A 14,170-nucleotide genomic window follows, 5' to 3' on the forward strand; every position below is an offset into this window, starting at 1 on the left:
GGGACCAGCCCAATATGCCCGATATCGCACACAAGCGCGCGGGGCAACGCGTTCCCTTCGGGCCGACCGTCCCGCAAGACTCGATTCATGGTCTTTATCGGATTCCACGCCTCGCATGAACAGATTCCCCCCAGTCGACTGCTCGAAGACGTCATCGCCGCCGAAGCGGCCGGATTCGACGGCGCCATGTGCTCGGATCACATCGCGCCGTGGGGCGTGCGGCAGGGCGAGTCGGGCTTCGCCCTGAGCTGGCTGGGTGCGGCGCTCGCACGCACCCGCTTCTCGATCGGGTTCGTCAACGCCCCCGGCCAGCGATACCACCCGGTGGTGGTCGCGCAGGCCTACGCGACGCTGGAGGAGATGTTCCCGGGCCGTTTCTGGGCGGCGCTCGGCAGCGGCGAGGCGATGAACGAGCACGTCACGGGGCAGCCGTGGCCACCCAAACACGAGCGCAACGAGCGGCTCGCGGAGAGCGTGTCGGTGATCCGGCGGCTCTTGAACGGCGAGATGGTCGACCACGACGGACTCGTCCGCGTCCACGAGGCGCGGCTGTGGACCCTTCCGGAAGTTCCACCACCCCTCTTCGCCACCGCGGTGAGCCCGGAGACCGCCGGGTGGGCCGCATCCTGGGCCGACGGCCTCGCCACGGTCTTGCAAGCGCCCGACGCGCTGCGCGAGGTCGTCTCGGCATATGGCTCGGCCGGCGGCAGGGGCCCCCGCATCCTCCAGGTGCATCTCAGTTTCGCGGAGACGGATGCGGAAGCCCTCGCGATCGCGCGGGATCAGTGGAGCAACGGCGTGGTGTCGCCGCCGGCGACCTGGAACATCGAGCAGCCCGAACAGTTCGACGCCGCCGCCGGCGATCCGGACGAGGACGCGCTGCGTGAGGCGGTGTTCATCTCGGCCGACCTCGACGAACTCGCCGACCGGATCGCCGAGCACGCCCGCATCGGGTTCGACCGCGTTTACCTTCACCACGTCGGAAAGGATCAATCCGCCTTCCTGCACGCGGCGGAGACGCGGCTCCTCCCCCGCCTGCGGGAGCTGCTGTGAGGATCACCGACACGAGCGACCTGTGGTGGAAGTCGGCGATCATCTACTGCCTCGACGTGGAGACGTTCCTGGACTCCGACGGCGACGGCATCGGAGACCTGCAGGGCCTCGCCTCCCGCATCGACTACCTCGCCCAGCTCGGGGTCACGTGCCTCTGGCTCATGCCCTTCTACCCGACTCCCGACCGCGACGACGGATACGACGTCACCGACTTCTACGGCGTGGACTCGCGCCTGGGCACACACGGTGACCTCGTCGAGGTCATCCGCACCGCCCGCGACCGCGGGATGCGGGTGATCGTCGATCTCGTCGTCAACCACACCTCCGACCGCCATCCGTGGTTCCAGGCAGCCAAGCGCAGCACGTCGTCCCCGTACCGGGAGTACTACGTGTGGCGCAGCGATGCCCCACCGAAAGGGCAGACGAATCCGGTGTTCCCGGGCGAAGCCGGCGGACTGTGGACGAAGGACGAGAAGTCGGGCGAGTGGTACCTGCACAGCTTCTACCCCCACCAGCCGGATCTGAACATCGCGAATCCCGCCGTCCGGGACGAGATCGCCAAGACGATCGGATTCTGGCTGCAGCTGGGGATCACCGGGTTCCGCGTCGACGCCGTGCCGTTCTTCCTCGAAGTTCCCGAGGGCGAGGAGATGGGTGATCCGCATGACATGCTCCGCGACATCCGCCGGTTCCTGCAGCGACGCTCGAGTGAGGCGGTGCTCCTGGGCGAAGTGAACCTGCCGTACGAACAGCAGGTGGCGTACTTCGGCCTGGGCAACGACGGCCAGGAACTGACGATGCAGTTCGACTTCACCGGAATGCAGGCCTTCTACCTGTCGCTCGTCCGGGGGGATCCCGCACCCCTGGCGGCCGCGCTCTCCTCCCGGCCCGCGCTGCCCGTGGAAGCCCAGTGGGCGAACTTCCTCCGCAACCACGACGAACTCACCCTCGACCAGCTGAGCGACGATGAACGTCAGGAGGTGTTCGACGCTTTCGCCCCCGACGAACGCCAGCGCGTCTACGGGCGCGGGATCACCAAACGCCTGCCGACGATGCTCGGCGGCGATCCCCGCCGCATCCGCATGGCCTACAGCCTGCTCTTCACCCTCCCCGGGACGCCCGTGATCTTCTACGGCGAGGAGATCGGCATGGGTGAGAACGCCGAACTCGACAAGCGCCACGCTGTGCGCACACCGATGCAGTGGTCGTCCGACCGCAACGGCGGGTTCTCCCCCGCCGCCCCTGCGCGCATCGTGGCGGCCCCGCCCGGAGACGGATACGCCCCGGCGCATATCAATGTCGCCGACCAGATCGAGGATCGCGCATCGCTGCTGCACTTCTTCCGTGATCTCACCTCCCGCTACCGCATCTCGCCCGAGCTGGGTTGGGGCACGTTCGAGCTGATGGAGCACGACGCGCCGGGTGTTCTGGTCCACTCGCTGCGCGCCGATGTCGGACGGATGGTCGCGGTGCACAACTTCGCCGACACTCCGGCGATGGTGGCGTTCGCTCTGGCGGATGAGCCGGAGGGCACGACCCTCGTCGACCTCTTCGACTCCGACCGGCTCCCGCTCGGGGCGCGCGGCGAGGTGGAACTGGAGATCGCGGCGTACGGATATCGCTGGCTGCGGGTCTCACGGCCCGGTGATGGCCGGGTGACCTGAGGCGTTCAGTTCCGCGGCGGACCCAGCGGCAGCGCGCGGTTCCCGAAATCGAGGATCGTGTAGCGACCGCATCCGATCGCCTGCGCCTGGTCGATCGAGAACCCGTCCGGCAGGTCGAACGGGTAGGTGCTCGCGTCCTGCACGAGGAAGGTGACCTCCGCGGCCGCGGCATCGGTGCGGTTGGTGAGCCAGGTGTAGACGCGCAACGTGTGATCCACCTGGATGAGCCGGGCCGGGTTGCCGAGATTCGCCTTCGGCGCGCGCACCGCCCAGAACTGGCCCGCCCCGGTGCGTCCGGAATCCTCGACCCACTCGACGACGCACACGAGGTCGGCATCGGTGCGGGATGCGGCGGCGACGACCCCCGGGATCGCCACAACGCCCGCGGCCACCGCCACGACCGCGCCGGTGGCCGCGACCGCATGGCGCGCTCGCGGCGAGATGCGGGGGCGCCACACCGGGGAGGCGGCGCCAGCGGCGACGGCCGCGAGCGGCAGGTACATCCACGGCTGGAGGTACCGCACCGCGTCGGTGCCAAGGAGGATCGCACCGACGGTGAGAAGCGGAGGCCAGGCGGCCCCGATTCCGGCCACCGCCGCGAGCGCCGCATCCCGCGAGCGCCACGCCGACCGCAACAGCAGCAGTGCGCCGACCCACATGGCGAGGATCGCCAGCAGCCACGCGATGCCGTTCGGAGTGGCGGCGATGCCGCCGACGAGACCGCCGTAACGCTCCACCGAGAAGAGCCAGCGATCCGGACGAAAGTAGTTGCCGCTGTCGGCGACGATCGAGGCCGAGAACAGGCCGCGCAGCACGTACCCGAGACCGCTGCCGACCACGAGCCCCCCGCCGAGGTACGCAGAGGGTGCGGCGGGTAGGCGTCGCGCGAGAGCCAGGATCCCCAGCATCCCCACGACCGGCACGGACACCCATGCCGCGAACAGCGGATTCGTCAGCACCGACACGGCCGCCACGCTCGCCAGCACCGCGGCCGGCATCCACGGCCGAGGCGACCCGCGATCGAGAGCGCGCCGCACCACGCCGATGACGGCGAGCGTCGCGATCACCGTTGCCGAGTAGTACGACGTCGTCGCCAGCATCGTGGCGAACTGCGCGCCATCCCGGGTTGCGGCGCCTTCGAGCAGCGCCAGCACCGCGAAGACCGCGAGCGCGGCGAGCGCGCCGGCGACAGGCGTCGACCCGGGGCGACGGCGGCCGGCCACCAGGCGCAGCACCCCGTAGAGCGCAAGGATGTTCACGACCGCGTTGAGAACGAGCGTCGCGCGCATCCCCCACCCGAGCAGCGAGAGCATTCCGTACCCCAGCGTCTCGGGCAGGAAGAGGACGGGCGACATCGCCCAGTCCTGGGGTTGCCCGAGGGCGATCGACCGCACGATCAGCGGGACGATCACCGAATCGCCGTCGGTGAAGAGGAGTTCGTCGCTGACCGAGGCGACCACCGCCACCACGATGAGGCTGAGGACCAGAGCGGCGGTCCATCCCGCCAGCTCGACGGCGACGTCAGGAAGGGGGCGCCGGCGGGCGGAGCGTGTCGCCCCGTGCTGCTCCGCCGTCATCCGCTCGCCCATCGTCGATGCACCCTATCGCCGGCGGGAGGCGAGTCGGGGTGACTCAGCGGCTCACGCCTTCGGGGACTCCGTCAGTTCCGCTCCCGCCGCGGAGACCTCGGCGAGCGCGGCCGCGCTGGAGTCGGGATGCACGCCGGCGACGAGGTCGGTGAACACCCGGACCCGTCGCCCGGCCGCGAGCGCATCCAGGGTCGACGCGCGGACGCAGTAGTCCGTCGCGATCCCCACGAGATCGATATCGCGGATGCCGTGCTCGTCGAGCAGCTGCGTCGCCGTGGCGCCGTCATCCGACACACCCTCGAACAGCGAGTAGGCCGGTTTGCCCTGACCCTTCTTCAGGTGGTGGGTCACCCGCGAGGTGTCGAAGACCTCGTCGTAATCGGCCCCGTACGTCCCGGCGACGCAGTGCACCGGCCACGTGTCGATGAAGTCGGGGGTGTCGGAGAAGTGCCCGCCGTTGTCGTTGTCGCCGTCGTGCCAGTCTCGCGAGGCCACGACGATCGCATAGTCGTCGGCGTGCCCCTCGAGGAATCGCGAGATGCGTTCGGCCACCGCATCCCCACCCTCCACTCCCAGCGCACCGCGCTCGGTGAAGTCGTTCTGGACGTCGACGATGAACAGCGCCTTACTCATGATTCGAGCGTACGACGCCTGGGCGGTCCCCGGCGCCGGACGGGGGCGCCGGGGCGCGGTGGGGTGGGGTGCGGGGCGCCGCGCGGCGCCGGACCGTACTCAGGCCGAGCGCGTCACCGGCGCCGCAGCGACCGGCGTGTCGGGGCCTGCGCGGGGATCGAGCCTGAGTTAGGTCCGGGGAGAGGGGCGGCCGGAGCAGTCCCGGCAGCCTGGCGGGTCTCCGGGCCCTCACGCCAGAGCTTCTTCGACGGCCACCAGATCGCGCGCCCGATGTCGATGCCGAGCGCCGGCACGAGGAGGGAGCGGACCACGAAGGTGTCCAGCAGCACCCCGAACGCCACGATGAACGCGATCTGAGCGAGGAACAGGATGGGGATGACCCCGAGGGCGGCGAACGTGGCGGCCAGGACGAGACCGGCCGAGGTGATGACGCCGCCCGTAGAGATCAGGCCTCGCCTGATGCCCGAGCGCGTGCCGTGCTGCAGAGACTCCTCCCGCACGCGGGACATCAGGAAGATGTTGTAGTCGATGCCCAGCGCGACGAGGAACACGAACCCGTACAACGGCACGGCAGGGTCCGCCCCCGGGAAGTGGAAGACGTGGTTGAACACCAGCGCACTCACGCCCAGGGCGGTTCCGAACGACAGCACGGTGCTGAGGATCAGCAGCACCGGCGCGAGGATCGCCCGCAGAAGCAGCATGAGGATGATCAGCACCACGACGAGGATGACCGGGATGATGACGGTGCGGTCACGGATCGAGGTGTCGTTGGTGTCGACGTCGATGGCCGTCTCCCCGCCCACGAGGACTGCTCCCTCCCCGAACTCGCTGTCGAGGCTCGCACGGAGATCGCGGACGGTGGTTTCGGCGTCGTCGGAGTCGGCCGCGTCCGCCAGGGTGACCGCGAACAGCAGGTCGCCGTCGGAAACGGTCGGGGTCGGGGCGGGCGTTCCGGGCGGACCGATGGCGGTGACCACGAGCTCGCCGCTCTCGAGCGCGACCGGCGCCTGGCCGGTGGCGGAATCCTCCACGATCACGGAGGCACTGTCGACGCCGTCGGTGTCTTCGATGATCGCGAGCGCGTCGGCGGCGTCATCCTCGCCCACGAGAACGTACGTGGGGCTGCCGGAGCCGGCCGGGAAGTGCTCCGCCAGCTGCGCCTGGCCGTCGCGCGACTCGGAGGCGCCGAGGACGAATTCGCTCGTCGGCACGCCCTCCGCCTTCAGCTGAGTGACTCCCACGCATCCGACGAGGAGGACGAGGGTGCTGACGATCCACACCGGCCGGGCATGCCGGCTGACGAAACGGGCCAGCCGTGCCCACACGCCGCGCACGGGCTGCGAGAGATCGTCGGAGACCTCGGCGTCGGGCTTCTTCGGGATGAACGGCCAGAAGGCTGCGCGACCCACAAGCGCGAGCAGCGCCGGCAGGAACGTCAGCGCCGACAGCATCGAGAAGACGATGCCGATCGAGGCGATGGGCCCTAGGGCCCGGTTGCTGGCCAAGTCGGAGAGGAGCAGGCAGAGGAGGCCGGCGATGACCGTGCCACCCGAAGCGAGGATCGGCTCGAACGCGCCCCGCCACGCCCGCACCATGGCGTCCCACCGGGGCAGACCGTTGGCGGTCGCCTCTCGGAATCGGGCGACGTACAACAGGGCGTAGTCGGTGGCGGCACCGATCACCAGGATGAACAGGATGCCCTGCACCTGCCCGTTGAGGACGAACACCTCTGCCTTGGCGAGCCACCACACCGTGAGCAGCGCGACGCAGAGCGCGAACAGCGACGTCAACAGCACGAGGATCGGGAGCAGCGGCGAACGGTAGACGATGATCAGGATCACGAACACGGCCCCGAGCGCGACGAGAAGCAGCAGCCCGTCGATCCCCAGGAAGCCGTTCGTGAGGTCGGCGGTGAACCCGGCGGGGCCGGTGACCCACGCCTCCACTCCCTCGGGCAGGTCGCCGGAGACCACGTCGCGGAGCTCGGAGACGGCGTCGCTCACCTCCCCCGAGCTGTCCAGCGGCACGAAGATCTGCACCGCCTGTCCGTCCTCACTCGGGAGAGGCGGGGAGATCCCATCCTGGACACCCTCCACGGTCGCGAGGTCGTCGGCCAGGGTCTGGATGTCGGCGAGTTGGTCCGCGGTGAGTTCGCCCTCGCCTTCCACGACGACCACGGCCGGGATGGTGCCCTCGCCCAGGAAGTCGGGAAGCCGCTCGCTGACCTGCGTCGCATCCGCCGATTCGGGGAGGAAGCTCGACTGATCGTTCGTGGCCACCTCGCTGACCTTGCCGAAGTACGGTCCACCGATCGATCCGCCCACCAGCCACACCAGCACGAGCACGCTGGGAAGGAGGATGCGGAGCCAGCGAGCCGGGCGGGAGGAGGTGCGGTGCGACGCAGACATATCGCTAGCTTATCTAGCTACCTGGTTCGGCGCCATCCGGCCGCTCGGTCACTCGGGGACGAAGAGCAGGATGCCCGAGACGATCAGCAACAGTGCTCCGACGCCGAGCAGGATCGTCGCCAGGAGCGCGAGCCCCCGCACCGCACCCGACCGCCGCGTCGCGCGCATCCGGTTGCGGAGGCCTTGCCGGGCGAACATCTCGACGGTGTCCTTCCCGCCGAGCTCGTGCCACACCGCCTCAGACAGCGGCGCCTCATTCACCGCGTCATCGTCGCCGATCCATCGGACGACGAGGCCGTCGGGCTCGTGTTCGACGAACCCCCGGACGGGCATCCACGTGCCGTCCACGAGGTAGGCGATGAACGCCGCACCGGCGACGAGGACCCCCGCACCCAGGCACACCCAGCTGAGGATCTCGACGATCGCCTCGATCGGGTTCGTCATGGGCCCACTCCGGTCGGGGGTAGTGGAGCCACCTAAGGGAATCGAACCCTTGACCTATTCATTACGAGTGAATCGCTCTGCCGACTGAGCTAAGGTGGCGCGCTTCGCTCGCGCGTTGCACGATCATCGATCCTACCTGCTTGCTGCCGGTGCCGCGAACACGCACCCGATCACTCGCAGCGGACGTCGCCGGTGGGCGCAACGCCGTCCAGCAGATAGGTGTCCACGATCTCGTCCACGCAGCTGTTGCCCTCGGTGTACCCCGTGTGGCCCTCGCCCACGCGAGTGACGAGGATGCCGGAGGCCAGCTGCCCCGCGAGAGACACCGCCCACGCGTAGGGGGTCGCCGGGTCACCTGTCGTACCGATGACGAGAATCGGAGCCGCCCCGGCCGCGGTGACGGGCTCGCGTGTTCCCGTGGGCTCCGCCGGCCAGAACTCGCAGACATCCGCGCCGAACCAGTAGTCCGCTGTCGTGGGCGCCTGGCTGCGGACCAGGTCTTCGGCGGCCTGCTCCGACTCGGCCGTCTCCACCGGGTAGTCCATGCAGTTGTACGCGGTGAACGCGTCGGTGAGGTTGTCGGGGTAGGCTCCGTCGGCCCGGCCGTTGTACGCGTCGGCGGCCGTGAAGATCGAGGTGGGGTCGCCGTCTTCGAGCTCGCTCAGGCTGAGACGCAGCCAGGCCCAGCTGCCGGGCGTGTACAGGCTCTGGATGATCCCGGTCAGCAGCGTATCGGCGCCGAGCTGCCGGCCGTCGGCGCCGGGCACGGGCGAGCGGTCCACGCGGGCGAGGAGGGCACCGAGGTCGGCGAGCATGTCATCGACGGTGCCGGCGTAGGGGCAGTCGTCCTGCCGCGCGCAGTCGGCGAAGAAGGCGCGCAGGCTCTCTTCGAAGCCCACGGCCTGCTCGGCTCCGATGATCGACCCGGGAAGGGACGGATCCACCGCGCCGTCGAGGACCATGCGTCCGACGCGGTCGGGGAAGAATTCAGCGTAGGCAGCGCCGAGCGCCGTTCCCCACGAGTAGCCGAGGTAGTTCAGCGCGGGGTCTCCGAGCACGGCGCGCAGCAGGTCCAGGTCGCGCGCCGCGTTCGCCGTGGAGATGTACGGCAGGATCCCGTCGCTGTTCTCCTCGCACGCGTCGGCGAAGGCCTCGGCCTTCTCCCCCAGGCTTTCGTCCCACTCCGGCGTGCCGCGCCTGCCCGCGGGGATGCCGTAGAGGAAGTCATCCATCTCGGCGTCATCGAGGCAGGTCACGGGTGTGGATCGGGCAACCCCGCGGGGGTCGAAGCCGACGAGGTCGTACGCGGCGGCGACCTCCGGGGTGGCCAGCGCGGATGCCGCGTTGCGCACGTAGTCGTACCCGCTGACGCCTGGTCCGCCCGGGTTGGTGAGGAGCGACCCGAGGGGGTCACCGCCGGTGGCGCGCTGACGGATGACGGCGAGCTCCAGGTCGCCGGCGGCGGGGTCTGCCCAGTCTCGGGGCGCTCGCACGGTGGTGCAGTCGAAGCGGTCGCCCTCGCAACGGTTCCAGTCGAGCTCTTGGCCGTAGTACGGCACGAGTTCGGCTGCCACACCGCTGGTGTCCGGTGACCGGGTGGGGATGGGGGTGGGGGCGAGGAAGCAGCCGGACAACACGGCGGCGAATGCGACCGCCACCGTGAGGGCGATCGTCCGCCGGACGCGCGTCACGGGGTGGTCCCCGTGGCGACCGTGATCAGCATGCTCTCCAGCGCGAGAAGCGGGGCGACGTTCTGTGGCAGGTTGCGGCGGGTCTCGGCGATGCGGTCGAGGACTCCGAGCGTCCGCTCGGGGGTCCAGTCCGCGGCGATGGCCCGCAGCTCGGCCTCGTACTCCCGGTTGATGAGATCGCCGTCGCGGCCGAACTGCATCACCACCACGTCGCGATACAGCGACTGCAGGTCGGTGAGCACGCGGTCGATGCCATCGCGAAGGCTGCGTGTGGCACGTCGCTTCTGGTCGTCTTCGAGCCCCGTCAGCTGGCTGCGGACCGCCGCGGGCACGGGCGCTCCCGGCGCGACGCCCATCGTGCGCAGCAGGGCCGCGCGCTCCTCCTCGTCGCGCTGTGCGGAGAGAGCCTTCGCATCCTCGGTGGCGACGCGCACCACGTGCCCGGCAACGTCGACCGCGTCTCCGACGCCTCGCACCCGGAGGACCGCTTCGACGGTCTCCGCCCGCCGAGCCCGCGCGTCCGCATCCGTGGCCAGACGCTGCGCCATCCCGATGTGCCGCTGGGCGTGCCGGGCCGACTGCTCGGCGACATCGAGCGGCACCCCCGTCCGCTGGGCGATGAGCGCCGCGACGTCGGCGACCTCCGGTTCCCGCAGACGCAGCACCCGCACGCGCGAGCGGATCGTGGGAAGCAGGTCGGCGTCGCTGGGCGCGCAGAGCACCCACACGGTGTGCTCGGGCGGTTCTTCCAGCGCCTTGAGCAGCACGTTCGAGGTGCGCTCGGTCATCCGGTCGGCGTCTTCGACCACGATCACGCGATGACGCCCGAGCGAAGGGGCGAAGTACGCCCGCTCCACCAGGCGTCGAGCCTCGTCGATGCGGATGACCACCTGCTCGGTGCGGAGCGCAGTGAGGTCGGGGTGGGTGCCCGCCAGCACCTGCTGCACGGCGGCGTCGTCCCCGGGCTCGGCGATGAGAGCGGCCGCGAAGGCGCGGGCAAGGGTCGAGCGTCCCGAGCCGGGCGGGCCGACGAGCAGCCACGCGTGGGTCATCTGCGCGGGATCTTCGGCCGCGGCGCGAAGCGCCTGGACCGCCTCATCCTGTCCCCACACGGCGTCCCACGGGACGGCGACGGTGGAGAGGGCGGGCATGCGCTCCAGCCTATCCGCGGCCACCGACCCTGCCGTCGCCTCCGGAGTGGGGATCGCCGGGGTTCAATCGCCCGCATTTCCCGCCGTGGGGGCGGGACCGTGCACGTTCGGCGTCACGGCAGGAGGGAGCCGACGCGCTCTCGGATGGCCGCCGCGATCTCGCCGGGCGGGCGGGCCGCGTCCAGCACGAGGAAGCGCTCGGGTTCGGCGCGGGCGAGCCCGAGGAAGGCCTCGCGTACGCGGACGTGGAATTCCTCGCGCTCGGCTTCGAGCCGGTCGAACGGTTTGTCGGCGGCGTTCAGGCGCGCGCGGGCGGCGGCGGGGTCGAGGTCCAGCAGAACGGTCAGATCCGGGAGGAGTTCCCCGGCCGCCCACAGGGAGAGGTTGCGGATCTCTTCGCCATCGAGCACGCGCCCGGCGCCCTGGTACGCCACCGAAGAGTCCAGGTACCGGTCCTGGAGCACGACATCCCCGCGCTCGAGAGCGGGGCGCACCACGGTGGACACGTGATGGGCGCGGTCGGCTGCGTACAGCAGCGCCTCGGCGCGCGGCGCGATGTCACCGCGGTGGTGGAGGACGATGTCGCGGATGAGGACGCCCACCTCGGTGCCGCCGGGCTCCCGGGTGCGCACGACCGTCCGCCCCTCCCCCGTCAGCCAGTCCTCGAGCAGACGAGCCTGCGTGGTCTTGCCGACCCCGTCACCACCCTCGAGCGTGACGAAGAGGCCGGATGCGGCGTGCTCGGTCACGACTTCTTGGCCGGAGCCTTCCGCGTCGTGGTCGCCTTCCGCGTCGTCCGCTTGGGCGCAGGTCCCTTCGCACGCTTGTCGGCGATCAGCTCGACGGCACGCTCGAAGGTGACGTCCATCGCGTTCTCGCCCTTGGGGATGGTCGCGTTCGTCTCCCCGTCGGTCACGTACGGGCCGAACCGGCCGTCGCGGAGGCGAATGGGCTTGCCGCTGGTGGGGTCGTTGTCGAACTCCTTGAGTGCGCTCGACGCCTTGCGTGCCCCGTACTTCGGCTCGGCGTACTTGGCCAGGGCCTCCTCGAGCGTGATGTCGAAGATCTGCTGCTCGTTGTCCAGCGACCGCGAGTCGGTGCCCTTCTTCAGGTACGGGCCGAAGCGACCGTTCTGAGCCGTGATCTCCTCACCGGCCTCGGGATCGGCCCCGACGATGCGCGGGAGGGTGAGGAGTCTCAGGGCCGTGTCGAGGTCGATGGTCTCGACCGACATCGAGCGGAACAGCGAGGCGGTGCGGGGCTTGGGCGCCGCATCCTTCTTCGTCTTCCCCTTCTTCGGCGCTTCGACGACTTCGCCGGTGGCTTCGTCGACGTTGTCGGGGTCTTCGGGGTCGACCTCCTGGACGTACGGTCCGTACCGGCCGTCCTTCACGACGATGAGCTTGCCGTTCTCAGGGTTCTCCCCCAGGACGCGGTCTCCGGCGACCGGCGCGTCGATGAGCTCCTGCACCTTTGCGGGGGTGAGCTCGTCGGGCGCCAGGTCCTCGGGGATGTTGACGATGCGCCGCGCCTCGGGGTTCGTCGCGTCGGGCACCTCGAGATACGGGCCGTACTTGCCGAAGCGGAGCGTCGCCGAGTCCGTGATGCGCGTGGAGTTCAGCTCGCGCGCGTCGATCTCGCCGAGGTTGTCCACGACGTTGCGGAGCCCCACCTGCTCGTCGGAGCCGAAGTAGAAGGAACGCAGCCACTCGGTGCGCTTCTGCTCGCCGCGGGCGATCGCATCGAGGTCGTCCTCGAGCGCGGCGGTGAAGTCGTAGTCGACGAGGTCTGCGAAGTGCTCCTCGAGGAGGCGCACGACGCTGAACGCCAGCCAGCTCGGTACGAGGGCCTGTCCGCGCTTGGTGACGTACCCGCGGTCGAGGATGACATCGATGATGCTCGCGAAGGTGGAGGGGCGTCCGATGCCCTTCTCCTCGAGCGCCTTGACGAGGCTCGCCTCGGTGTAGCGGGGCTTGGGCGATGTCGCGTGGCCCTTCGGCTCGACGTCGCGCATCTGGAGGGAATCGCCGACGGCGAGCGCCGGCAGCGACTGGTCATCGGCCTTGTCGGCGTCGCTGCGCTTCTCGTCACGGCCCTCTTCGTACGCCTCGAGGAAGCCCTTGAAGGTGTAGACAGTGCCCGATGCGGTGAATTCGGCGACGCGTTCCCCGGCCTGGACGCTGAGGATGACGGTGGTGGTCTCGTATTTCGCATCGGACATCTGGCTGGCGACCGTGCGCTTCCACACGAGGTCGTACATGCGCTGCTCGTCGCGGTCGAGTCCGCCGGCCACCGATGCCGGGGTGCGGAAGACCTCACCCGACGGCCGGATGGCCTCATGCGCTTCCTGCGCGTTCTTGGAGTTGTTGCGGTACACGCGCGGGTTCGGCGGCACGGCACGGTCACCGTAGAGGGAGACGGCCTGCGCGCGCGCCGCTTTGACCGCCTGCGCGGACAGCGCGGTCGAGTCGGTACGCATATAGGTGATGTAGCCCTTTTCGTAGAGCCGCTGGGCGACGCTCATCGCGTGCTTGGCGCTCATCGAGAGCTTCCGACCTGCCTCCTGCTGAAGGGTGGACGTCGTGAACGGAGGCTTGGGGCTGCGCGTGCCCGGCTTCGCCTCGACGCTCGTGACGGAGGCGGCTCCCGCGGCGGCGATCGCGTCGGCGAGCTCCCGGGCAGCGGTCTCGTCCAGCGCGACGACGGCCTTCTTCAGCGCGCCGCGGTCATCGAAGTCGGTGCCACGCGCCAGTGGCGCCCCGTCCACGCGTGCGAGACGCGTCGTGAACGCTTCGGCGCCCTTGACCGCGGATGCTTCGACATCCCAGTACGAGGCCGAGATGAAGGCCATGCGCTCCCGCTCGCGGTCAACGACCAGGCGGGTCGCGGCGGACTGCACGCGGCCGGCGCTGAGCGCCGTGCCTTCGCGACCCGAGCCGACCTTGCGCCACAGCACGGGCGATACGTCCCAGCCGTACAGGCGGTCGAGCACACGGCGGGTCTCCTGGGCGTCCACCAGCGACGTGTCCAGTTCGCGGGTGTGCTGGACGGCTTCGCGGATGGCGTCCTGGGTGATCTCGTGGAACACCATGCGCTTGACCGGAACCTTGGGCTTGAGCACCTCGAGGAGGTGCCACGCGATGGCCTCACCCTCGCGGTCACCATCCGTGGCCAGCAGGACCTCGTCGGCCGTCTTGAGGGCACGTTTGAGCTCGGCAACGGTCTTCGTCTTGCGATCGTTGACGACGTAGTACGGGTCGAAGTCGTTGTCGACGTCGATCGAGTACTTGCCGTACGCCTCCTTCTTGTCGGCCGGGATCTCCTTCTTGCTGGCGAGATCACGGATGTGCCCGACAGAGCTCAACACCTCGTAGTCGTCGCCGAGGTAACCCTGGATCGACCGCATCTTGGTCGGGGATTCGACGATGACAAGCTTCTTGCCGTGTGGCGCTGCCTTTGGCACGTGGGGGCGTCCTTTCTTCGTTGCACACCATACACACGACTTCCTGGGTGCGGATCCGCCCCGTCTCGCCGCGG

At 69.7% G+C, this 14,170-nt stretch carries 10 protein-coding genes and 1 tRNA gene; 2 read left to right on the forward strand and 9 right to left on the reverse strand.

Annotated elements, in window-relative coordinates; translation table 11 throughout:
- Positions 1-87 precede the first annotated feature (87 nt).
- Both AC4FS1_RS16470 and AC4FS1_RS16475 read left to right on the forward strand, forming a co-directional pair.
- Complete coding sequence (locus AC4FS1_RS16470; RefSeq protein ID WP_491156802.1) at positions 88-1,053, forward strand: TIGR03885 family FMN-dependent LLM class oxidoreductase; 966 nt, start codon at positions 88-90, stop codon at positions 1,051-1,053.
- Positions 1,050-2,717: an alpha-amylase family protein gene (locus tag AC4FS1_RS16475; RefSeq protein WP_491156803.1), complete on the forward strand. Its 1,668-nt coding sequence runs from the start codon at positions 1,050-1,052 to the stop codon at positions 2,715-2,717. The genes AC4FS1_RS16470 and AC4FS1_RS16475 overlap by 4 nt, the downstream gene beginning before the upstream one ends.
- A gap of 5 nt (positions 2,718-2,722) precedes the next feature.
- Here AC4FS1_RS16475 and AC4FS1_RS16480 read toward each other — a convergent pair whose 3' ends face one another.
- The 9 genes from AC4FS1_RS16480 to topA all read right to left on the reverse strand — a co-directional run bounded on the left by AC4FS1_RS16480 (position 2,723) and on the right by topA (position 14,096).
- Entirely contained in the window at positions 2,723-4,306 is a 1,584-nt protein-coding gene (locus AC4FS1_RS16480; protein ID WP_491156804.1) for a hypothetical protein, read from the reverse strand.
- A gap of 51 nt (positions 4,307-4,357) precedes the next feature.
- Positions 4,358-4,939, reverse strand: coding sequence for an isochorismatase family protein (locus AC4FS1_RS16485; RefSeq protein WP_491156805.1), 582 nt, complete (start codon positions 4,937-4,939; stop codon positions 4,358-4,360).
- 113 nt (positions 4,940-5,052) lie between these two features.
- Positions 5,053-7,347 (reverse strand): MMPL family transporter, encoded by a 2,295-nt coding sequence (locus AC4FS1_RS16490; protein ID WP_491156806.1) that lies wholly within the window; start codon positions 7,345-7,347, stop codon positions 5,053-5,055.
- A 48-nt stretch (positions 7,348-7,395) separates the two neighbouring features.
- A complete protein-coding gene (locus AC4FS1_RS16495; protein WP_491156807.1) occupies positions 7,396-7,791 on the reverse strand; it encodes a hypothetical protein in 396 nt (131 codons plus the stop codon).
- 23 nt (positions 7,792-7,814) lie between these two features.
- A tRNA-Thr gene (locus AC4FS1_RS16500) sits at positions 7,815-7,890 on the reverse strand.
- A gap of 71 nt (positions 7,891-7,961) precedes the next feature.
- Positions 7,962-9,482, reverse strand: coding sequence for an alpha/beta hydrolase (locus AC4FS1_RS16505; RefSeq protein ID WP_491156808.1), 1,521 nt, complete (start codon positions 9,480-9,482; stop codon positions 7,962-7,964).
- A complete protein-coding gene (locus AC4FS1_RS16510; protein WP_491156809.1) occupies positions 9,479-10,633 on the reverse strand; it encodes a DNA polymerase III subunit delta' in 1,155 nt (384 codons plus the stop codon). Before AC4FS1_RS16510 ends, AC4FS1_RS16505 begins: the two co-directional genes overlap by 4 nt.
- 113 nt (positions 10,634-10,746) lie before the next feature.
- Positions 10,747-11,382, reverse strand: coding sequence for a dTMP kinase (gene tmk / locus AC4FS1_RS16515; RefSeq protein WP_491156810.1), 636 nt, complete (start codon positions 11,380-11,382; stop codon positions 10,747-10,749).
- Complete coding sequence (gene topA, locus AC4FS1_RS16520; RefSeq protein ID WP_491156811.1) at positions 11,379-14,096, reverse strand: type I DNA topoisomerase; 2,718 nt, start codon at positions 14,094-14,096, stop codon at positions 11,379-11,381. The genes tmk and topA overlap by 4 nt, the downstream gene beginning before the upstream one ends.
- Between the last annotated feature and the right edge of the window lie 74 nt (positions 14,097-14,170).

The organism is Microbacterium sp. Z12_35 (assembly GCF_058310475.1).